This window comes from Paenibacillus sp. Cedars (assembly GCF_003184205.1).
Taxonomy (GTDB): Bacteria; Bacillota; Bacilli; order Paenibacillales; family Paenibacillaceae; genus Paenibacillus_AQ; species Paenibacillus_AQ glucanolyticus.
The window spans coordinates 4,908,623-4,930,000 of record NZ_CP020866.1; the positions used below are offsets into that span (position 1 = coordinate 4,908,623).

Annotated in this window: 17 protein-coding genes and 2 rRNA genes (1 of these 19 running past the window's edge); 5 read left to right on the forward strand and 14 right to left on the reverse strand. The window is 50.3% G+C overall.

Annotation, left to right across the window (positions count from 1 at the left end; genetic code table 11):
• The first annotated feature begins 126 nt into the window (after window positions 1–126).
• The gene (locus tag B9D94_RS24230; RefSeq protein WP_148248166.1) at window positions 127–1,083 is read left to right on the forward strand and encodes a helix-turn-helix transcriptional regulator; all 957 of its coding nucleotides are present in this window, start codon (window positions 127–129) and stop codon (window positions 1,081–1,083) included.
• Between the two features lie 92 nt (window positions 1,084–1,175).
• On the opposite strand, the gene B9D94_RS24235 is transcribed toward B9D94_RS24230, so the two are convergent.
• The 12 genes from B9D94_RS24235 to B9D94_RS24290 form a co-directional block, all read right to left on the reverse strand.
• Complete coding sequence (locus B9D94_RS24235) at window positions 1,176–2,147, reverse strand: ring-cleaving dioxygenase (RefSeq protein WP_148248167.1); 972 nt, start codon at window positions 2,145–2,147, stop codon at window positions 1,176–1,178.
• 377 nt (window positions 2,148–2,524) lie between these two features.
• The gene (locus B9D94_RS24240) at window positions 2,525–4,123 is read right to left on the reverse strand and encodes a response regulator (protein WP_148248168.1); all 1,599 of its coding nucleotides are present in this window, start codon (window positions 4,121–4,123) and stop codon (window positions 2,525–2,527) included.
• Between the two features lie 23 nt (window positions 4,124–4,146).
• Window positions 4,147–5,490: an ABC transporter substrate-binding protein gene (locus B9D94_RS24245; RefSeq protein WP_148248169.1), complete on the reverse strand. Its 1,344-nt coding sequence runs from the start codon at window positions 5,488–5,490 to the stop codon at window positions 4,147–4,149.
• Between the two features lie 17 nt (window positions 5,491–5,507).
• Window positions 5,508–7,229, reverse strand: a complete 1,722-nt coding sequence (locus B9D94_RS24250) for a cache domain-containing sensor histidine kinase (protein ID WP_006208263.1) — start codon at window positions 7,227–7,229, stop codon at window positions 5,508–5,510.
• A gap of 80 nt (window positions 7,230–7,309) precedes the next feature.
• Window positions 7,310–8,173: a carbohydrate ABC transporter permease gene (locus B9D94_RS24255; protein ID WP_006208262.1), complete on the reverse strand. Its 864-nt coding sequence runs from the start codon at window positions 8,171–8,173 to the stop codon at window positions 7,310–7,312.
• The gene (locus B9D94_RS24260; protein ID WP_148248170.1) at window positions 8,170–9,126 is read right to left on the reverse strand and encodes a carbohydrate ABC transporter permease; all 957 of its coding nucleotides are present in this window, start codon (window positions 9,124–9,126) and stop codon (window positions 8,170–8,172) included. The genes B9D94_RS24255 and B9D94_RS24260 overlap by 4 nt, the downstream gene beginning before the upstream one ends.
• A 119-nt stretch (window positions 9,127–9,245) precedes the next feature.
• Window positions 9,246–10,589, reverse strand: a complete 1,344-nt coding sequence (locus B9D94_RS24265) for an ABC transporter substrate-binding protein (protein WP_006208260.1) — start codon at window positions 10,587–10,589, stop codon at window positions 9,246–9,248.
• A 325-nt stretch (window positions 10,590–10,914) separates the two neighbouring features.
• The gene (locus tag B9D94_RS24270; RefSeq protein WP_006208259.1) at window positions 10,915–11,895 is read right to left on the reverse strand and encodes a ketoacyl-ACP synthase III; all 981 of its coding nucleotides are present in this window, start codon (window positions 11,893–11,895) and stop codon (window positions 10,915–10,917) included.
• A 246-nt stretch (window positions 11,896–12,141) separates the two neighbouring features.
• A complete protein-coding gene (locus B9D94_RS24275) occupies window positions 12,142–13,458 on the reverse strand; it encodes an MBL fold metallo-hydrolase (protein ID WP_148248171.1) in 1,317 nt (438 codons plus the stop codon).
• On the reverse strand, window positions 13,455–15,125 hold the full coding sequence (locus tag B9D94_RS24280; protein ID WP_036640934.1) for an ABC transporter permease: 1,671 nt from the start codon (window positions 15,123–15,125) through the stop codon (window positions 13,455–13,457). Before B9D94_RS24280 ends, B9D94_RS24275 begins: the two co-directional genes overlap by 4 nt.
• Before the next feature lie 61 nt (window positions 15,126–15,186).
• Complete coding sequence (locus B9D94_RS24285; RefSeq protein ID WP_148248172.1) at window positions 15,187–16,251, reverse strand: ABC transporter substrate-binding protein; 1,065 nt, start codon at window positions 16,249–16,251, stop codon at window positions 15,187–15,189.
• Between the two features lie 21 nt (window positions 16,252–16,272).
• Complete coding sequence (locus tag B9D94_RS24290; protein ID WP_006208255.1) at window positions 16,273–17,307, reverse strand: ABC transporter ATP-binding protein; 1,035 nt, start codon at window positions 17,305–17,307, stop codon at window positions 16,273–16,275.
• 189 nt (window positions 17,308–17,496) lie between these two features.
• Between B9D94_RS24290 and B9D94_RS24295 the strand changes: the two genes are divergently transcribed.
• The 4 genes from B9D94_RS24295 (at window position 17,497) to B9D94_RS31155 (ending at window position 20,631) form a co-directional block, all read left to right on the forward strand.
• Window positions 17,497–18,393: a LysR family transcriptional regulator gene (locus tag B9D94_RS24295; protein ID WP_051449228.1), complete on the forward strand. Its 897-nt coding sequence runs from the start codon at window positions 17,497–17,499 to the stop codon at window positions 18,391–18,393.
• Between the two features lie 157 nt (window positions 18,394–18,550).
• A complete protein-coding gene (locus B9D94_RS24300; RefSeq protein WP_253806035.1) occupies window positions 18,551–19,420 on the forward strand; it encodes a hypothetical protein in 870 nt (289 codons plus the stop codon).
• A gap of 660 nt (window positions 19,421–20,080) precedes the next feature.
• The gene (locus tag B9D94_RS31150; RefSeq protein ID WP_172963993.1) at window positions 20,081–20,230 is read left to right on the forward strand and encodes a hypothetical protein; all 150 of its coding nucleotides are present in this window, start codon (window positions 20,081–20,083) and stop codon (window positions 20,228–20,230) included.
• A 251-nt stretch (window positions 20,231–20,481) separates the two neighbouring features.
• A complete protein-coding gene (locus B9D94_RS31155) occupies window positions 20,482–20,631 on the forward strand; it encodes a hypothetical protein (protein ID WP_172963994.1) in 150 nt (49 codons plus the stop codon).
• Window positions 20,632–21,080: 449 nt separating this feature from the next.
• On the opposite strand, the gene rrf is transcribed toward B9D94_RS31155, so the two are convergent.
• Together rrf and B9D94_RS24310 are read right to left on the reverse strand one after the other, a co-directional pair.
• Window positions 21,081–21,197, reverse strand: a 5S ribosomal RNA gene (gene rrf / locus B9D94_RS24305).
• Window positions 21,198–21,263: 66 nt separating this feature from the next.
• Window positions 21,264–21,378: ribosomal RNA gene (locus B9D94_RS24310) — 23S ribosomal RNA — on the reverse strand; it runs 2,812 nt beyond the window's last position.

Genomic DNA, 21,378 nt, shown 5'->3' on the forward strand with positions numbered 1-21,378 from the left:
GTAACCTCCATCATATAACAGATTTTCTCAACACCTTCATCCTATCAGGCTTATATGACATCCATTGTCTTATATCCATGCTACAATACATTTATCTTCTACAGTTCTTAAAAGAGGTGACACGATATGAGAGCCGACCGTTTACTGTCCATCATGCTGATGCTTCAGAACGGTGGTAAAAAGAACACCCGTTATTTGGCGGAGCAGCTCGAGGTATCGGAGCGAACGATTATACGCGATATGGAAAGCCTGAGCTCGGCCGGCATTCCCGTTTATGCGGAGAGAGGTTCCCACGGCGGCTGGGTGCTGGAGGAGAGCTATCGTACAAACCTGACGGGCATGACGCCTGACGAACTCATCTCCCTGCTGGTTTCCAGCCATAGCCCGCTGATCGGAGATTTAGGCATAGGCAAACAGTTTGATGCCGCTTATCAGAAATTATTGGCTTCTTCCCCGCGCTCCATTCGGCAGGATGCCGAAATCATTCGGGAGAAAATTCATATTGATGGCGCTGGCTGGCACGCTTACCGTGAATCGCATCCGTACCTTACGGTGCTTCAGGAGGCAGTATGGCTGGATCGCGTACTCCGCATTCATTATATGAAGGGAGAGGAGCGTGTCGAGAGAATTGTCCTTCCCCTCGGACTGGTTGCCAAGCGGAGCACATGGTATGTGGTGGCGGAATCCCAAGGCGAACTGCGGACTTACCGCGTATCCAGAATCGTGGATGCCGTGATGACTGATGAGACGTTTCATCGTCCGGCTGATTTTGACTTGGCCCAGTATTGGGAAGAATCATTGACACGGTTCATGCAGAATCTACCGCAATATCCCGCACAGGTTCGAATGACCGTTTCTCTAATCAAACGTTTTGAGCGGGAGCGATATGTGAAAATCATTCATTGCGACACGCGAAACCCGCATGAAGGGTGGATAACGGCCGATTTGGAATTCAATACGTTGGAATCTGCGTCCGCGTTTCTCTTAAGCTGCGGGGCGGAAATCGAGGTGCTTGCACCCCAGGAGCTCCGTGAGCATGTCAGCTCGGCTGCGACTGCCATTGCTCGGCTCTATCAACAGTGAATTCATAAGCAATATGAAAAAAAGCATCAGGAAGCCCATCAAAAATTGCGGCTTGCCTGATGCTTTTTTAGGTTAATCCCGTGAGCCCGGATTTATTGAATGGTATGGATGGGCTTCAGGTTGGCTTCGATCTGCTCCCTCTTCGGTTCCAGGAACGGCGGCAGCGCCAGGGATTCGCCAAGATGATCGATATGCTCATCCGTGTCAAATCCAGGTCCGTCGGTAGCCACCTCGAACAAAATGCCATTAGGCTCCCGGAAATACAAGGAACGGAAGTAGAAACGATCGACATATCCCGAATTTGAGAATCCCACATCCCCAATCCGGTCAATCCAGGAACGAAGCTCTTCCTCATCCTCGACGCGGAATGCAACGTGATGAACACCGCCTCGTCCAAGGCGTTCCTGTGGAAGGTCTGTTCTTTCCTCGACATGAACTTCTGCGCCCGTACCGCCTTCCCCGGTTTCGAATACAAGGATATCCGGCTGCCCGGCTGCAGGCGAGGCATACTGCCCTTTATAACAGAAGCCCATCAGCTCCGTCAATACCTTAACCGTCTGTAACACACGAGGTACTGTCAGCTGCACCGGACCTAAACCGATGATGGCGTATTCTGCCGGAACCGGCCCCTTTTCCCAAGGAATGCCCCCAGGAACTCCTTCGTTATGTTCATCCGAAACCAGAATGATCCGCTGGCCCTCGAAATCTCTGAATAGCAGTGTCAATCGGCCGGCACGTTCCTGTATCTCCTCACGTTCTACGCCGTATTCGTCCAGTCTCCCGGTCCAATATTCCAACGCGCGGTCACTGGGCACTCGCAGGGAGGTTGCCGAAATACTGTTGTTTCCCTCACGGGTCCTGCCGGCCATCGGAATTTCGAAGAAGGTAAGCTCGGTTCCGGGATTTCCTTTCTCGTCGCCATAAAACAAGTGGTACACGGAGACATCATCCTGGTTTACTGTCTTCTTGACCAGCCGCATGCCCAGCACCTTTGTATAAAACTCGAAGTTCTGCGAAGCTGCTGCTGTAATTGCGGACACGTGATGAATTCCTTTGAACTTCATGACCTCAACTCTCCCATCTATAATTTTTTTCTCTAATAAACGAAATCATGTTCACCATTGTAAGCACATATACGCTAAGACTAGACGATGCTTCGAAAACAATCTCTTTATACAGGCAGCTGCGCTCTGGCCGCTGTTTTCTTCTATCGCTGCTCCATCGCAGCGGCTGGATCTTTGCTAATTTCAGTTTAATATTTAACTTAGTCATCGTCAAGTCTTAATATTAAGATATTTAAAACGAAAATAACAGGCTCCCCTTTTCCCGTCATTACAGCCGGAAAAATGGATCTGTTATTTATTCCTTGTTACGTTATTTGGGATCCGAATGCTATCCTCACAAGTTTGGATCTTGAACTCCATGGAGGATCTTTGCGCTTTTATGTTTTGGATGTCGCCTCTTCCCGATACTCGGAAGGGGTTTTGCCTGTTATTTTCTTAAATACCTGCGTGAAATACCGCGGATCCTGGTACCCCACAAGCGGTGCCACCTGGTACACCTTCACATCCGTATTCAGCAGAATGCTCTTCGCCTTCTCAATCCGGCACTCCGTCAAGTATTCCAGAAACGTATATCCCGTTGTTCCCTTAAACAAGGTGCAGAAATGGCTGATGCTCAAATCCGCCAGCTCCGAAACCTCTTCAATGCTGAGATCCTTCTGATAATTGTCCGCAATGTACTCCTTGGCTTTTCCCATCACAGCCTGAACATTGTCCTTGGCCTGCCCCGATCGGCTCTGTGCAATCCATTTGCTGAAATGATTCTTGATGACATCCATCAGCTGCTGCAGGGTGCCGGAAGCATAAAGCTCCTGCAGCAGCTCCTCTAACGACCACTCAAACAGAACCTTCATATGCTCAAACTGCCGATACAGCACAACACTCATCTCCAGCAATACCCGCTCAGTCATTTCCCTGCTGAATGCATGCTCCTCTATATAAGCCCTGGTCTCATCAAAAAGCTCCAGCAAACGCTCCTTATGAAGCGTGCGGATGCTTTCGACCATCATCGACTCCAGATGTTTCGGGTATCCCGCTTCGCTGGCCGTTTCCATAACTGAATCCGCAGTACCGATAAACACACCTTCTTCACCGGAATAGAAGCGCTGATATAACGCGCGTACTGCCGTCTCATAAGCCGTTCCCAAGCGGTCGATCCCCGCCATGCTGGAACTGAAGCCAACAGAGCAGGACAGCTTGGTGTTGCGCTTGATCAATTGAACAAGATCCCGGCCAATGTCCCCCTGTCGCTCCCTCGCAAGACTCGGAAACAACAGCACCCATTCCCCGCTGCGGAAAGGGAATACCGTCAGCCCTCCATGCTGCACGGACCATTCCTCCAGAACATTGCGCACGGCAAAGAGCCATAGACGCTTCTCATCCATGCTCCACTGCTCATTAAGCCGCAAATAGTGATCCAGTTGAATGACAGCCATCGTGTAGCCATGCTCCAATTCGCTGTCTTCCAGCCACTGCATATGCTGGAGCGGACTCCGGTTGCCCTCGATGAACTCCGTTAGCATCCTTTCCCGAGCCAACAGGGATAATACCTTGATCGAGTGAAGCATTTGATCATCCGCCATTTGCTTCTCCAGGGTTCTGGCTGCTCTGGCAATCGTTTCGGTCAGCTCATCGTGATCGATCGGCTTGAGCAAATAATCAAAAGCCCCTTCGCGCAATGCTTCCCTCGCGTATTCAAATTCACCGTAGCCGCTAATAAATATGATCAACCGACGCGCCTGATCCGCCTTCAGTTCCTTCATGAGTGTGATGCCGTCCATTCCCGGCATGCGGATATCGCTAATGATCATATGCGGCGATACCTCGCGCGCCAGCTTCAGAGCGCTATCCCCGCTCTTCGCCTCCCCTACGACCTCCAGTTCAAGCTCATCCCAGGGAATCGCTGCCTTTAGACTGCGCAGAATGATAGGCTCGTCATCGACCAGCATCACTCTGAATTTACCGTCCGCTCCGCTCATGGCTTCTCCCCCTGTCTTTATGGTTACTCCGTCACCGTGTTCCGTCTAAGCTGCCAATAGCGTATCGAGGACTTCTGAATTTGCTCCAGCGCATTGTCAGCATCGATCCGTCCTCCAATCATGTCCTCGATCACTTTAAGGAATGAACTGTTCACTTCAGGCGATAGCTTGTTGTCATACGGGAGGAAGGTACTCGCAGAATCCTCCATCAGCTCCGTAACCTGGGCAAATACCGGACCGGTTTTCTTGGAATCATAGGTTATCTTCATGGAAGGAACGCGCAGCCCTTCATACACCAGCCGGGTCTGTACCTCCGTTGTATAGAACATGCCCAGCAGCTCCAGGGCCGCTTGCTTTTTCGGCTCATCCAAATCCGAGGAAAGTCCGATGCCAATGGTGTAACCACCTGCCAAGGACCGTTCCTCTCCGGAATGCAGGGATGGGAAGGGGATAACCCCCACCTCATTCTGAAAATCCGGATGATCCTCATTGCGAAACAATGTAATATCCCAGCTGCCGTTCAGATACATCGCTGCCTTCCCTTCCGTAAACTGAGCGATGGCTTCCTCGGTGGAAAGATCGTTGGCATGGGGACTGAACGCCCCTTCGCTGATCCACTGTTCCAGCTTCTCAAAAGCCTTCATATACGACTGATGCTGAAAGCTAACGCCATCCTCTCCTTCAACCAGCCTGTCAATGAGTTCCGGTCCCGCATAACGATCCATGAAATAATGGGCAAAAATCCCTGCCGGCCACCGATCTTCATTCCCTAATGCAAAAGGGATCTTATCGTTCGCCTGGAGTACCCGGATCACTTCATCCAGCTCTTCCATCGTCTTCGGAGGCTCCAGATGCAGCTTCTGGAATAAAGCCCGATTATAATAGATCGGCTCCGCATGGCCCTCAAAAGGCAAACCATAGACCCGGTTATTAAAGGTCCAGTGGTGCAGATCCTTGAACTGCTCCCTCAAGCCGGCATTCTCCAGAAATTCCGTTAAATCCATCAGCCGGTTGGATCTGGCATACGGCACAATTTCAGCTCCGCCAAACAGGACAAACATATCCGGCGGCGTCCCGGTGACCATCTCGCTCTTCAGCTTTTGTTCCCGATGGATTGTTTGATCGATGCTTTCAAAGTTCACCTTCACATTTGGATGCGCTTTCTCATAAGTGCGGACGACACTCTCAAAAATAGCCAGCACCGGCTTGTCATGCTCCTTGTTCCAGAAATGCCGGAATGTCAGCGTGATTTTCTCCGGCTGCGCCTCCTGGGCCGGTCCCTGGTTCTGCACTGTAACCCACACAACAGAGAGCGCGAGCAGAGTGGCATAGCCTACAATCCAGCCCCAATTCCAAAACCATCTCACGCTGCGCCGCCTCCTTGTCATGTCAGTATTTTCGGAATACGAATTCGTATCAATGAACCGTGACCGGGGGAAGAACAGATCATAAGTCCGTAACGGCTGCCAAACCGTATCCGCAGCCGCTCGTGCACGTTTTTCAGCCCAACTCCGTTTTCCCGATACTTCTTCAACTGTCCCTGATCCGTATTCCACAGCTTGATCAATGTCTCCGGATCGAACCCCGGCCCGTTATCCTCCACGTCAATTACGATATCCTCATGGTCCTCCGACACCTTGATGGAGATATAGCCGCTGTCCTCCATCGGCTCAATGCCGTGGTATAAAGCGTTCTCCACAATGGGCTGTACAATCAGCTTCTGCGTAACGTAGTGCTTCAGCGAATCCGGAAGCTCAATTCCGTATTCAAACTTCTCTTCAAACCGGAATTTCTGTATCCGCATATAATGCTGGACATGCTCCAGCTCCATATGGAGGGGGATCAGCTCATGATGCTCGCTGATGCTGATGCGCAGCAGCTTACCCAGGGAGACCACCATTTTGCTGATATCCTTGTTGCCCTGAAGGACAGCCATCGAGTTAATCGATTCCAGTGAATTATATATGAAATGCGGATTGATCTGAGCGACAAGCGCCTGCAGCTCCGCTTCCTTCTTCCGGGCCTGCTCCATCTCGACCTGACCAATCAGCTCATGGATCTGCGAGCTCATCCGGTTAAATCCGTCGATTAACAGATCCGTCTCATCCTCTGCCGCATGATGCGATGGGATCGGAACGAATATTCCCTGCTTCACACGCTTCATCCCGTTCACCGCACTGATGATGCTGCGGACCATTCTGCGCACAAAAAAACGGTCGAACAGAAACGCCGACAGCAGCGAGATCAATCCCAGGATCAAGGCAAGGTTACGGATGGAGACCGATTCGGCAGAGATGAGTTTGCTTGGCGTGATGGCGACGAGAAACCATTCCTTATTATGAGAAGGGGAATACGTGATGAGTGATTTTTCATCTAAATATGGATCGACATAGTATCCTTTCCCATTCGTATAACTGTCCGAGAGAAACGGAAATTCCGTCCGCTCCCCGATATGCTCGCCTGATTTCGTAAATACGATATGGCCCTGCTTGTTGACCAGCAAAATATCGCCCTGCTTCAGCGTTGCCGCCTCCCAGAAGACCTGGTCGAGGAGATCCGGCTTCACGTAAATCACAGCCGTCCCGATATCCTCCAGAGAGTAATAGTCCTTAATCACTCTGGACTGAATCAAGACGGGAGCACCGGATGAAGCAGAGCCGTTCTCTCCGGGACCGACCCATACGGGGCGACCCTCTGCCTTCACGACCGCTTCATACCAATCTTGCCGCCTCAGCTCAGCAAGCTCCATTCCGCCATCTGTATGATAAATCAATTGATCATTCGAATAAAAAGCAAACGAGGCAATCATCGGATGATTGATCAGATTGTTGATCTCCTGCCTCCGGTCATAGGTTACCGCGTAGTCCGGCTGCTTCAGCATCTGCTGAACCGATTGCTGGGTAATCGCGGAGTTCGAAATCGTCGTAATTTCGTTCAAGGCAAACTTCAGCTTCCGGTCCGTTTCCAAGAGCGAAATCCAGTAGAAATCATTCGACTTCTTCTCCATCGCTTCCGAAAAGCTGTAATAAGAAACACCGCCCAGCGCGATGACCGGAATGAAGACCAGAAGAATAATAGCCAGCAAAATCTTTCGGCGGAGTTTCATGAACCATTTCCTCCCTCCACTCTACTATGTCTATTATTCTTCATGGCAGGTGGCATTCCTTGTCAAAGTTCCCGCGCCTTTTAACTTTTTATGGCGCCTGATGTCAGACCCGCGATGACATAGCGGCTGAACAGCAGAAAAACAATAAGCAGCGGCAGTGTTGCCGTGAAGGTTGCCGACATGATCATCCCGAAGTCGAGGCCGTCCTTATTGGTGAACAGCTGCTGCAATGCTATTTGAATGGTGTAATTCTCTCGGTTTTTTAATACGACGAGCGGCCAGAAGAAATCATTCCACACATTCATGAAATTCAATATCCCAAGCGTGGCCATCGCAGGCGTCACAACAGGAATGGCAATATTCCAGAAGATCCGGAAATGTCCGCCGCCATCGATCCGCCCCGCTTCGATCAGCTCGGTATGAACGGCAGATGTGATGTACTGCCTCATCCAGAAAATACCGAAGGCATTGACCATGGCCGGCACTATCAGCGCTTTGTAGCTGTCGATCCAGTGCAGCTTGGCCATAATGACATACTGTGGAAGCACGCCTAACTGAGCCGGCACGAGCATGGTAGCAATGACAAATACAAACAGCGTCTTCTTCAAAGGAAACTCGTACTTCGCAAAAGCATACCCTGCCAGCGTGCAGAGGAACACAACGGACACTGTAACCGATGTCGACACAACGACGGAATTCAACAAGGCTCTGAAGAAATCCGTGCGCTCCAGCACGCGTGAGAAGTTATCCAAGAACTGCGTTCCTGGTGTGAGCAGCGGCGGAATATGGAATGCCGCATCCTTGTCATTGGTAGCCACAACGAACATCCAGTAGAACGGGAAGATCGATACAAGCGCACCCAGAATCATCAACAGATAGAAAAAGAATTTTGCGATTACACCGGGTTCATCCGGTTTTTTACGGCTTATTGCAACTGAACTCATGCTTTTTTACCTCCCGTCTCCCCGCCTTCACGGCCCAGCATCATGTTCAATACCGAGAATAGGATGGTGGCGACAAACAAGAGGACCGCCGTTGCCGCAGCCGTACCGAAGAAACCGTTCTTAAATGCTTCATTATACAGATACGTTACCATCGTTACCCCTTCCTGACGTGTAGAGCCTGTGCCGGACTGACCGAGGAAGACATAGGGCTCCGTAAACAGTTGAAGCGCACCAATCGTCGATATCAGGGTAACGAACAGGATAAACGGACGCAGGAGCGGCAGTGTAATATAGCGCAGCTGCTGGCCCCGGGTTGCGCCGTCGATTTTGGACGCTTCATAGATATCAGTCGGAATGCTCTGCAGCCCCGACAGAAAAATAATGGCGTTATAACCCATCCAGCGCCACATCACCATGGACGAAATCGCGATTTTGACTCCCCACCAGCCGGAATTGAACGGAACGCTCTCCACACCGAAGGTGTTCAGCATCCAATTCACCATCCCGTTGTTGCCGAACATGGTACTGAACACCAATGTGACGGCTACGATGGACGTGATATTCGGCATAAAATATAGAATGCGGAACGTGTTCTTGAATTTGTTCAGGGCCGAATTGAGCATAACCGCAACAAATAATGCCACAATGAGCTGCGGCACGGTTCCCATCAACGCCATAATGAGTGTGTTGCTGAAAGCGATCCAGAATGTCGGGTCACTTGTAATCAGCTCGTAGTTCTTGAACCCGACATATTTCATCGGTCCGAGTGCGTCCCACTTGAAGAAGGATAGATAGATGGTAAATACAATCGGATAGAGCCCAAAGATTGCAAACAGTATAAAAAATGGAGATATAAACGTATACGCCGTAAACCGGCTGCGCACGGTCTCCGTCAACAAGCGCCGCTTCTGCGGCACGGATTGCGATGACTTTGCCGTTGCTGTGTCTGCCATAAATGCACCTCCAGGTGGGTAAGGATAAATCCGAAGCCGAGGGGAGGGCTATATCCCATCTCGGATTCGGATGCATCACTTGATATGGACGAGCTAAGCGAAAGCTTATCCTCAGTTTCTTAGCTGCGATCGACCAGTGTCTTAATTTGTTTCATTGCGCTTTCCCACTCTTTTTGCGGGTCCGCTTTCTTCTCCAGCACGTTCTTAAGCGCGTTCTTGATAATGGTATCGGTCTGGTCATGCAGCGGTCCGTAATACACCGGCTTGATACGCTCGGCTGACTTGGCATATGCTTCGGAAATAACCTGACCGCTGAAGAATTCATCCTTCTCTTCCGTGAAGGAAGGCTCGCTGTAAACCGCAGGAATGGATGGGAATAAGCCGCTATCCTTAAACGATTTCAGCTGGTTCTCCTGGTTCAGCACCCACGAGATAAATTCATATGCTTCCTTCGAATGCTTGCCTTCCTTCGGCAAGGTCAGGAACGATCCGCCCCAGTTGCCTGCTCCTTCAGGGAGCTGGGCAATTTGCCATTTGCCTGCGGTGTCCTTGGCATTACGAATGGTACCGGCAATCCAGGCCGGGCCGAGCATAACGCCGAAGTCTCCATCATTAATCGCTTTTTGCCATTCAGGGGACCACAGTATCCAGTTGCCGATCCAGCCCTCCTGAATCCCTTTGACCGTAAAGTCATAAGCTTTTCTCACTTGCGGGTTCGTATCTCCTATAAAGGAACCGTCTTCTTTGTTGAAATAGATTTGATCCGGCGATTGGTCGCGAACCCCGTTGTATACCAAATCCGTCAGGTCAGCAAAAGGTTTACCCGTTTTGCCTGTGAATTCCTTGGCCACGCTTGCGAATTTATCCCATGAATCAATCGCAGCGCTGAACCCGTCCGGATCCGTAGGCAGTCCCGCTTGCTCAGCCAAATCGGTACGGTAGTATACAACCGTAGGGCCGATGTCTGTAGGAAGACCCAGTTGGAACGAGCCATCCACCGATGTGGCTTGCTTCCATTTCCATTCCAGATAGTTGCCTTCTACATCTTTGGCACCGAGATCATACAGGTTATAGAACTTATCCTGGTTGTTAATAAAGCGTTCCATAAAGGCAATCTCAAGTTGAAAAATATCAGGTGCGCCAGAGCCTGCGGACAACGCCGTTGTCAGATTGTTGTGATGCGCCGTCTGGTCCGACGTATTCTGGAATTTGAACGTGATGTTCGGATGCTCTTTGGTGTATTCCTTAGCCAGATCCTCATAATTGGTCGTACCCAATGACCAGAAGGACAGCTCGATTTTCTCTGTAGATGGTGCTTCTTCCTTCGTATTGTCCTTCTCTTCGGTGCTGCCTCCCCCCGGAGATTCAGCCGTTTTGCTTCCGTTGCCGCCTCCACACGCCGCCAGCGAGAACACCATGATGATACTCATGAGCAGCAAGCTCCATGATTTAAACCTTTTCATTCTTCTACCCCTCTTCCATCAAACGTATTTTTCTTTTATAGTCTAATGAAAGCGGAACCAAATTTTGAGGAGGCAAACTTTCGAATTTGAGTTGAATTTATTACGATTCACGTTTGTCCACTTCGTAATTCCACCACAAAAAAACCGCATATCGAATGTCGATAGCGGTCTTACGGATATTTTAGATGTGAAACTCTCGGACTGATGAGCCCTTTGACAGCCGGATGATTCCTGCGGTGGTGGTTTTACCTATGCTGCCTTTCCGTAGTCCTTCGGAACTTGGCGCCTGTCCATGACAGGTCGATTTCTTATATCCTGCAAGAGATCATATCGTCCATTTAACGATGGAGCCGGCATAGGTCATTCCCCCGCCAAATCCATAGAGCAGCACATGGTCTCCTGCTTTCAAGCGTCCTTCATCCACGGCCAGCTGAAGCGCAAGCGGAATGGAGGCTGCCGATGTGTTTCCCCGGTACTCAACGCTGGTTAACGTTCGGTTCATTGAAAAAGGCCCTCGCTCGTTGATCGCTTCGATCATGCGAAGATTGGCACTATGCGGTACGAACCAATCCACTTCGTCCGCGGTCATGCCCCCTTTGGACAGTAAGGTACGGACACCCTCCGGAATGTTCCGAATGGCCCACTTATATATCTCACGGCCATTTTGAACAAGACACCCGCTCTTTAACTCCGCTCCGTCCATCTGCTCGGAAAGGGCTGTCTTGTACAGATGAATGCCGCCTTCGCCAAACGTGCCTGATATGGAAGCTGCAATGCTCGGCGAATCCTCATCCCGCTCCAGCAGTACAGCGCCAGCACCGTCCCCAAACAGAACGCATGTCGTTCGGTCGGTGTAATCCGTAATCTTCGATAAGGTTTCCGCCCCAATGACGAGTATCTTGTTGTAGGCTCCCCCGGATATTAATCCGTCGGCCATCTGAAGTGCATATACAAATCCCGCGCAAGCTGCATTCAGATCGAGTGCCCCCGTACTGGTTATGCCCAGCTTCGATTGCACGCGAGAGGCCGTGCTTGGAAAAGAATATTCCGGCGTGCTTGTAGCCACAAGAATCATATCGACATCCTGCACGGTAACACCGTACCGATCAACCATATCTCGCACAGCACGAATGGCAAGGTCAGACACGAACTGATCCGGAGCAGCTATCCGGCGTTCCCGCATGCCTGTGCGCTGGACAATCCATTCATCGCTGGTCTCGACCATCTTCTCTAAATCCGCATTGCTTAATATCCGTTCAGGTACATAGGTCCCGATTGCTGTAATCCTTGATTTTGATTGGCTCATCATTCACACCTCCAAGTTTATAATCATTATATCACCAAGTACTAGTACTTGGTACTAATTTATTTTATATGCAGATATGATTACCCTTCACCAACTTCACATCCCTCTAAACACAGGCGAATGGAGGCTGTGAGAATCCCGGCAACAGCCTATAAGGCCATGAGAACCCCACGCGGTAATCTATGAAACACAAGCAAAAAACCTCCATCGCCAATGAAGCGATAGAGGTTCCTGGATTCCCAACTATTAGAAGTGTACTTCCTCACCCACCGAAATGGAATGAATGTGAATTTGGGGATCGGTTAATTCCTCGACCAGACGGACTCGTAACCGGTCCGTTTCTGCTTTGTCTGCATGAACAAGCACGGTATGCTGCGCCGGTATAGCGGTTATCATCTGCCGAACGTCCGCCAGACCCTGATGCACTTTATACCTGATTTTCATAACAGAACAATCCCCGTAATCCTCTGGATGCTGAAGGAGACGCTGTCCAAAGGTTCCATTAGAAACATGCCCAGTGAGCAGAACCAGGTTCCGGGAATCTCTGGAAAACCGATGGTAGTACCACTGTGCCAGATCCGACTGCATCATTCCGTCGGTTACGAACCACAACGAGGCTCCCTGTTTATCAAGCCATGACTTGCGTTCTGCATCGCTACCGGGTACAATCCAATTATTTTGGCTCAGCAATAACTCAAGCTCGCTTTTCATTCCCTGATCGGAATCCGTGCTGCGAAGCCACTCCGAACGGCAAAGCAGCCGCTTCATCCCTTCGATCAGCGGAGCTTCAGTCACGATCGGGATATGCCCCCAATTTCGGGATGCCCAGAGAATCATTTCTTGACCCCGACCCACAGCCGGGACCGGCAATAACACTTTTCCTCCGCTTTGCAGCGTGCTCTGAATCGTTTGCTCCAATTGCATCAGCCTGTCGGCCTGTGAATGAGCATCCGTCCCGTAAGCTGCATCTACAATAGCCAGATCCAGCAGCATGGCGGATGACGTGTCTGCAAGTGAGGGGTTATCGTCCTCCAGCAGCAGAGATTCCGAGGTATAATCGCCCGAATAGAAGATCCGTTTTCCTTCGGCCTCTACCAGCAACCAGACAGAGCCCATCAAATGTCCGCTTCTCCCCCACATCACCTTAACACCGGGGAGCGCGTCAAACCATGTCAACCTCTTCGCCTCTTCCTCCAGAAACCGATAGCGGATAGCACTCTGATCTTCTTCCCTATAGGGAAGTTTCTCGCCCACCCGTTCCGTATACTCCCGCCAGGAGGCGAAATAGGCCGTTAATTGTGCCGCCGTCTCCCGGGTCGTCCATACCTCCCCCTGATATCCAAGGCGATACAAGAGCGGAATCGCCACCGAGTGATCCTCATGAGCATGAGACAGAAACACCGCATTAAGCTGCGGAACCTGCTCCGGCTGTATAATCGGATAGACCCCGGTTCCTTCCTTCATAACACCGCAATCCAGCAGCAAATGGACCCGATTGCCGCTCAGCAAATAGGCGGAGCGGCCATGCTCGCCCGCACCGCCCCACACTGTCAGTTTCATCATGATGCATTCCACTTTCTTTTAGAATTCATGGCTTCGACCATCAGCAGCAGCACCACCGTCATTCCGACGGAGACCACCGCCATAGCCATGCCGAGAGACACCTGGCCCTGCTCAAACTGGGCAAATATATACGTAGCCGATGTCTGCATCGAAGGCGGCAGAATGAGCAGTGACCCAACCAGCTCCCGCGACGCAATCGTGAACGTCATAATCCATCCCGCCAGCATGCCCGGCATAATCAGCGGCAGCAGAATCCGCCGCAGTATAAGCAGCGGACCGCCTCCGAATACCTGGCCTGCTTGAAACAGGGTGCCATCAATCTGCGTAAAGCTGGCCTTCACATACTGCACCGTGTACGGCAGGAACAATACAACATAAGTAAGAACGACCATTCCATAGGTATTATAGAGCGTCACCGGCATCCATGGTGCATTCCAGAACAGGATCAATCCGACCACCATCACGATCCCGGGCACCGTGTTGGGCAAGAGGCTAAACAGATCAATGACCCGCTGCATCCGCCCCTGGGACTTGCCAATCGTTAGGGCAAATCCAGTACCCAATACAACCGCCACCGTTGATGCCGCAAGCGACAATCCCAGACTGTTACCAAGCGCTTTCAGGCTGACAGATCCCCATGACAGCAGTTCCTTATAATGATCGAGCGTCAAATTATCTATAGATAATCCGGCTCCCCGGAGCTTCATCAAGGAAGCGGCAATGACGGAAAAATAGGGGATTCCAACCGACAATATTAGCAGCAGCCCGATATATAGCGCGCTGACTGCGCCTTTGCTGCCGCGCAGCGAATATCTTTTGGAGCGCTGGCCTTTACCTCCGACAAGGCGGTAGGTAAATCTCCGGCTGACCGTGGACTGCATGTACCACATCACCAGACAGACGGACAGCAGTACCGAGGCAAGCGAGGTGGCTTTACCGAAATCAATCGGCCAGCTTGATATATATTTGTGAATTTCCGAAGTCATCACATAATATCCGATGCGACGTCCGAACGTTGCCGGTGTGCCGAATTCGGCAATGGTTTTTACAAACACCAGCATTGCACCCATGCCGTAAGAGGATAACAGCAGCGGCAGGATAATTTTTCTGAACCGATACCCTGCGCCTGCGCCGTGAACCGCGCCGGCCTCCTCCAGATTGCCGCCGATACGAATCAGCGCATCCCGCAGAAGCAGGTACAGGAAAGGGAACAAGTGCAGGCTCATAATCAGCACCATGCCCCCGAAGCTGAAGAATGACTCGCTCCACCTCGCTGCTCCCGGCAGCCATTGCTGTAAATATCCGCCCTTCTGCATGAATAGAATCCAGCCCATCGAACCGATATACGGAGGAGTCATGAACGGTATCATCAGAATCACATCCACCCACCGATGCTCTCCCAGCCGGGTCTTGGCCATGATCCACGCGAGCGGAAGCGCGAACAGTGTTGATCCTGCCACCACGCATACTCCGAGCCAAATGGACTGCAGCAATATGCCGGATAGCTCATGGCCCGCTATCGTTCGTATCGGAGCCAGCCAATCCAAGTGCTGTTCCGGGTATATGCTTTGCCAGAATATAAGGAGCAGTGGCACGCCAATGCTTATGATAAGAAGAAACAGGGCGAGAATAACGCCCAGTTTCCTGAAAAATGTCTGACTGTCCATGATGACAGGTCTCACCGCTGTTCACCTCACATGCCTTTTACGTGATTCACTTTTAAACGGTTTATTTGAATACCTCGGAAAAACGCGCGGCCGTTTCATCCCCGCGATCATTCATCCAGGACCAGTCCACCTTAAATACCGGAATATCCTTCAGATTGGTGCGTCCCTCAGCCTCCACATCCTCGCGGCCCGGAATCAGATAAGCTTCTGCCACCAGTTTCTGTGCCTCGTCAGACAGCAAGTAGTCAATAAAGGCCTTCGCATTATCCACATTCGGGCTGGATTTCAGAATCGCCGCAGGTCTTGGACTCACAACGGTTCCTTCTGCCGGATATACGATATCAAGCGGCTCCCCTTTGGCTTTGGCCGAATATGCCATATAATCCACGCCGGCAGCAACCATACTCTTGGCACCGGTGATCACCGGGTCGAGCGCTTCCTGATTCGCCCCAGCCATCGCGGTGCCATTGGCTTTATAACTCTCGAACAATTCCCAGCCTGCATCGCCTTTTACACTCAAATACCCGGTGATGAAATCAAGCGCGGATCCCGACAGCGTTGGATCAGGAATGTTGACGGCATCCTTCCACTCCGGCAGACCCAGGTCCGCCCAGCTTTGTGGTGGCGTTGATACCAGATTAGTGTTGTATACAATCCCCAGTGCAGATGCGCTTGTGCTGAAATAGTTTCCTTCCGCGTCAGACCAATCCTTATTCAGCTTGTCCGCATTGGCGGCTTCCGGATAAGGCAATGTCAATCCATCCGCCTTCAACGCCTGTGCGGACGGAAGCGAAGCGAGAATGACAACGTCCGCGACCGGATTTGATTTTTCCGCTTCCATTCGCGCCAATATTTTGCCTGTTGTGCCTTGGAACATCTCGACCTTCACGCCGGTCTTGGCTTCAAATCCGCTCACGATATTGTCGGCAAGCTTCTGCGGTCCTGCGCTGTACAATACGAGCTTACCGCTTGCTGCAGCCGTACCCGATTCGGACGGCTGGCTGTTATCCTGCGCCGGCTTAACCGAATCGCCGCTCGGCGCGCTCCCGCATCCAAACAAACTCAAACTCATTACCGATGTCAATAATAGCAGCGTGCTTTTTTTCCCCAACTTCAGACCCTTCATCTCCCCAACTCCCTTTCATCATTAGCCTGCGACAACAGGCGTCTGTTCTGCTGTATTTTGTTGCGTACTTCTACCTTGAAATGAGCCTTCATCCATCCGGCATATACAACGGGGAGAAACGTACAGATTAACGCGTTCCCCAATGACCACTCTCTTGTCCAGATAAGCTGTCCACTTGTTATCCGACTCGTCCAACTGCAGCCGGATTTCATATCGCTCGCCTACATAGCTGACACTCAGCACCGTTGCCTGATAGCATAAATCCTCTGTGCTGCTTCTGTTCCAGGTCACATGCTCCGGCCTCACCATCGTCTGATCAGGCGTCAGCCAGTTGGACTTGCCGATAAACGAAGCCACGAACGGGTGGCTTGGCGCTTCATATATGGTCTCCGGGGTTCCCCGCTGCAGCACCTCCCCCTTCCGCATGACCACAATTTCATCCGACATCGACATGGCTTCAACTTGATCATGGGTCACATAAAGCGCAGTCAGTCCCATGTCCTTCACCAGTGACATCATTTCGATCCGCATCTCCTCCCTAAGCACCGCATCCAGCGCGCTTAAAGGCTCATCAAACAATACGAGAGCTGGACGTATAGCTACCGCTCTGGCAAAAGCAACCCGCTGCTGCTGTCCGCCGGACAGCTGGTGAGGATAACGGTTCTCCATCCCCTGCAAGCGGACCATAGCCAGTGCTTCGGTTACCTTTTGCCGGAGATCCGCTTTATGCTTCGCCGCCTTTAATCCAAACGCCACATTCTCGTATACCGTCATATGAGGCCAGAGGGCGAAATCTTGAAAGACCATCCCAAAATTCCGTTTGTGCACAGGAACGTCAACTCTTTGGTGCACCGAGTAAATACACCGGTCTTCCGCGTAGATTTCTCCTCCGTCCGGCTGTTCAAGCCCTGCAATCATTCGGAGAAGTGTCGTTTTGCCGCAGCCGGACGGCCCCAGCAATGTTGTGAATTGACCATGACGCAGCGTTATATCGGTAGGCAGCAAAGCGGCTGTACCTTGAAACGACTTATGAATACCCCTGATTTCAATCTCCACTTTCGATCCCTGCCTGTCTTCTTAAGCTGTTTCCAGTGTAATGCTCACGTTTAAGCGTTGTATTAGACTAATGTAAACACAGAATTAACTTTTTGTTTGAATTCTGTTGATACTCATAGATTAAATCTATATAGAGAGCATAAATAAGGAACAACTAACACCCAAGGGAGAGATGCAAACGTGAACCTGATGAAGCTGCAAATCGTGGAACTGATCGACCGTCATCATCATATGACCAGCGTTGCGGAGATACTCGGCATCAAGCAGCCAACCGTTACTTTTCATATGAAGTCACTGGAGGAAGAGCTGCAAGTCCGATTGTTCGAATCCCGAAGCGGAAAAACATTTCTCACCGAAGCCGGACAAGCCCTGCTGCATTATGCGGTTAAAATAAATTCACTTGCCAGGGAATCCGAGCGGGTCGTCCGGGAGTACGACAGCTTGTATCGCGGAACGCTCCATATTGGAGCCAGTTATGTCCCCGCGACCTATCTGCTGCCCGCGATCTTGAATACCTTTTCCCGTGAATTTCCTGGCATTCGGATATCCTTATCCGTTAAACCTTCGCCGGTTATCCGTGATATGCTGGTCCGGCACCAGATTGACATGGGCATCATCTCGTCGGAGCCCTTTACGGGTTCCGGCCTGCAAGCTGAATCCTTGTGCAAGGATGATTTAACCTTGATATGTTCCCCAGGCCATCCACTCATACAATCGGATATGCTTCAGCCCGAACACATTGTTCGCACGCCCTTTGCCCTGCATGGAAGCGAATCCAGCACAAGGCAGCTGACGGATCTTTGGCTGCAGCAGCACAGCCTGCATATGCGGAGTCCCGTGGAGCTGGACTCACTGGAAGCGATCAAGCAGCTTGTGTTATTGGGCGATCATGTCTCCTTTATGTCGCGAATGGCTGTGCAGCGGGAGCGGCAGCAGGGATTACTGCACGTCCTGCCGATTCCCGGTCACAGGGCATCCCGGCATATTTACAGCGTTCATAACCAGGACCGTCTTCCTTCCGTGCAAATTCATCGTTTTCAGGAGGTGCTGCGGGAGATGGGCAAACAATTGGAGCAGGCACTCTAATAAAGCGAGGATATTTATTTCGGGCAGCGAGCGAATATAAAATGGATGCAGCTATTCAATAATTCTATGGATATTTTATACAGTTCATCCTCTCCGTTAACAGCTAACAATCAATCGACGCTTAAAGTAGGATTGAACCTAAATCCAGCTTATGGGAGTGATTGTATTGAGAAGATGGAAACAGCTGACATTGTCTTTCATGGTAAGTTTCGTGGCCCTGGGAAGCGGTGTGACCGGACTCCACGCATCACAAGTTTCAGCCGCTGCCAATGCCGTGCCTTCCTATGAAGTGAAGTTCCTTGCCAAACCCGAAGCCGTTCTAGGAACCAGCGGGAGTCTTCGGAATGACGTCATTCAGACATTCGGACTGGCTTCTGTTCCCCAAGCAATCGGGGTAGCTTACTATGACACGAACCATCTGGAACTGGATGCCGAAGGCTGGAATGTCCGTTTCCGCAAAAAAGAGGACAAGGATAACTACGAGCTTACCTATAAAAAACGGTATCCCATCCTAAACGGAGATATTAACGCCGCGCTAAGCTTGGCAAACCGTGAGGGCTTTGATGCTTCGGATGACAACTACGAGGCAGAGATTGATTGGGGATACGGCAAACAAACGCTTAGCTTCTCTAACACCAAGAAGGTGAACACCACAACAACCGGCACACAGCTTCCATTGGAGCAGGTATCCTTGGCTTTGCTGCTGGATAAACTGCCCGGTAAACTCAAAAAATGGTCCTCCCCCGATTGGGGTCAACAAAAGCTTTCACAGTCCCGTCTGCATGGTCCGCTGACCTTCTATCGTTACGAAGGCACGTGGGAGGGGCAGAAGATGAGTCTTGAAGTATGGCCTATTCGCAACGCAGAGGGCACAGGAACCGAGAATCTGATTGAAATCTCATTCAAAACAGCTGATGCTTCGGTTGCCTCCCAACTTCGAACCGAACTTATGGACACGCTGATGTCTAACGACTGGCTCCTCCCGATCGATGGCTTGAAAACTCAGCTGATCTTGGAAAGATATTAATTTTGGAAAAAAAGGACGTCCGCAAAGACCTTAGGTCTTGTTGGGCGTCCTTCTGTTCGTTGCCATCTCCTCCATGTAACCACCTCATAATGACTAACGTACGCAGTGAGTTTTGTTTGTGGAGGTTGGGTTTGGGGACTGCTATAGGAAAGTGGCACGGATGATCTACTTTTGGAAAACTGGTTACAAGTACTGCTGAAGACTTGTTACTGAAGACTTGTTACTAAAGACTGTTACTAGAAACTGCTGCCGAAATCGACTACTGAAATCGAATACTGGCCCCCTCTACTGCTGATGAAGCCCATCTTTTCAGAAAATCGTTCTCGGGGTTCTTGATCTCTACAGACGCAAACCACTACTGTAAAGCCACTACTGTAAAGTCACTTTTGGTGGTCTTCTTGATCTCTAACGGACTCAGATGACGCTATTCGCGGAAAAATGAAGCTATTGAAATTCTAACGGACCGGATTGAGCTTATATCGTCAAAAATGTGATCAAAACCGACTCATAGCCTAATATAACATCTGTGGGGTCCGTTACATTTGAAATCATCTAGTTTATTGCTGTATAACACTCCTACGGTCCGTTAGATGGGGAATACTTGCATACCAGAGAATCTGCCATTGCTAATCTACTTTTGGAGCTGGCTGCCCATGCGAAATGCTGCCGAAGACCACTACTGGAAACGGTTACTGGAAAATGCTGCTGAAATCTGCTTCCAATGACCGTTACCGGGAACTGCTCCTGAAGACTGCTACTAAATGCTATTGCCGGAAACTGCTGCTGGTGTTCTTTCTTCTTGATCGCTAACGGACTCAGAGGACACTATTCGCGGAAAAATGAAGCTATTGAAATTCTAACGGACCGGATTGAGCTTATATCATCAAAAATGTGATCAAAACCGACTCATAGCCTAATATAACATCTGTGGGGTCCGTTACATTTGAAATCATCTAGTTTATTGCTGTATAACGCTCCTACGGTCCGTTAGATGGGGAATACTTGCATACCAGAATATCTGCCATTGATAATCTACTTTTGGAGCCAGCTGCCTATGCGAAATGCTGCCGAAGACTACTACTCGAAACTGTTACTGGAAAATGCTGCTGAAGTCTGCTGCTAAGGACCGTTACCGGAAACTCCTCCTGAAGACTGCTACTAAGGACCGTTACCGGGAACTGCTGCTGGTGTTCTTTCTTCTTGATCGCTAACGGACTCAGAGGACACTATTCGCGGAAAAATGAAGCTATTGAAATTCTAACGGACCGGATTGAGCTTATATCATCAAAAATGTGATCAAAACCGACTCATAGCCTAATATAACATCTGTGGGGTCCGTTACATTTGAAATCATCTAGTTTATTGCTGTATAACGCTCCTACGGTCCGTTAGATGGGCAATACGTGCATACTAGGGAATCTGCCATTGATAATCTACTTTTGGAGCCAGCTGCCTATACGAAATGCTACTGAAGACTACTACTGGAAACTGTTACTGGAAAATGCTGCTGAAGAACTGAAAACTGCTGCAGAAGACTGTTACCGGAAACTATTATTGAAAACTACTGCTCAAGACTGTTTCTAGAAACTGCTACTGGTCTTTTTCTGCAAACAGGAAAAGACCGTTATCGATTACTCGATAACGGTCTTTATGGTTGTTCGCTTGGCGACGTCCTACTCTCCCGGGACCCTGCGGTCCAAGTACCATCGGCGCTGGAAGGCTTAACGGTCGTGTTCGGTATGGGTACGCGTGGAACCCTTCCGCCATCGCCACCAAACGGCTTCAGATGTTTAATCACCTGAAAACTAGATACGAAACGAATTTGCAACACATTGAAATACATTTGGATAAGCCCTCGACCGATTAGTATTGGTCAGCTCCATGCATTGCTGCACTTCCACCTCCAACCTATCTACCTCGTCGTCTTCAAGGGGTCTTACTAGTTGGGAAATCTCATC

Excerpts from the sequence above, each read along its gene's own strand:
- B9D94_RS24270 (WP_006208259.1), bottom strand. The coding sequence starts at position 11,895 with ATGAGCCAATCAAAATCAAGGATTACAGCAATCGGGACCTATGTACCT.
- B9D94_RS24295 (WP_051449228.1), top strand. The coding sequence starts at position 17,497 with ATGAAGCTGCAAATCGTGGAACTGATCGACCGTCATCATCATATGACC.
- B9D94_RS31150 (WP_172963993.1), top strand. The coding sequence starts at position 20,081 with ATGCTGCCGAAGACCACTACTGGAAACGGTTACTGGAAAATGCTGCTG.
- B9D94_RS24265 (WP_006208260.1), bottom strand. The coding sequence starts at position 10,589 with ATGAAAAGGTTTAAATCATGGAGCTTGCTGCTCATGAGTATCATCATG.
- B9D94_RS24230 (WP_148248166.1), top strand. The coding sequence starts at position 127 with ATGAGAGCCGACCGTTTACTGTCCATCATGCTGATGCTTCAGAACGGT.
- B9D94_RS24280 (WP_036640934.1), bottom strand. The coding sequence starts at position 15,125 with ATGGACAGTCAGACATTTTTCAGGAAACTGGGCGTTATTCTCGCCCTG.
- B9D94_RS24260 (WP_148248170.1), bottom strand. The coding sequence starts at position 9,126 with ATGGCAGACACAGCAACGGCAAAGTCATCGCAATCCGTGCCGCAGAAG.
- B9D94_RS24250 (WP_006208263.1), bottom strand. The coding sequence starts at position 7,229 with ATGAAACTCCGCCGAAAGATTTTGCTGGCTATTATTCTTCTGGTCTTC.
- B9D94_RS24275 (WP_148248171.1), bottom strand. The coding sequence starts at position 13,458 with ATGATGAAACTGACAGTGTGGGGCGGTGCGGGCGAGCATGGCCGCTCC.
- B9D94_RS31155 (WP_172963994.1), top strand. The coding sequence starts at position 20,482 with ATGCTGCCGAAGACTACTACTCGAAACTGTTACTGGAAAATGCTGCTG.
- B9D94_RS24240 (WP_148248168.1), bottom strand. The coding sequence starts at position 4,123 with ATGAGCGGAGCGGACGGTAAATTCAGAGTGATGCTGGTCGATGACGAG.
- B9D94_RS24255 (WP_006208262.1), bottom strand. The coding sequence starts at position 8,173 with ATGAGTTCAGTTGCAATAAGCCGTAAAAAACCGGATGAACCCGGTGTA.
- B9D94_RS24235 (WP_148248167.1), bottom strand. The coding sequence starts at position 2,147 with ATGAAGTTCAAAGGAATTCATCACGTGTCCGCAATTACAGCAGCAGCT.
- B9D94_RS24285 (WP_148248172.1), bottom strand. The coding sequence starts at position 16,251 with ATGAAGGGTCTGAAGTTGGGGAAAAAAAGCACGCTGCTATTATTGACA.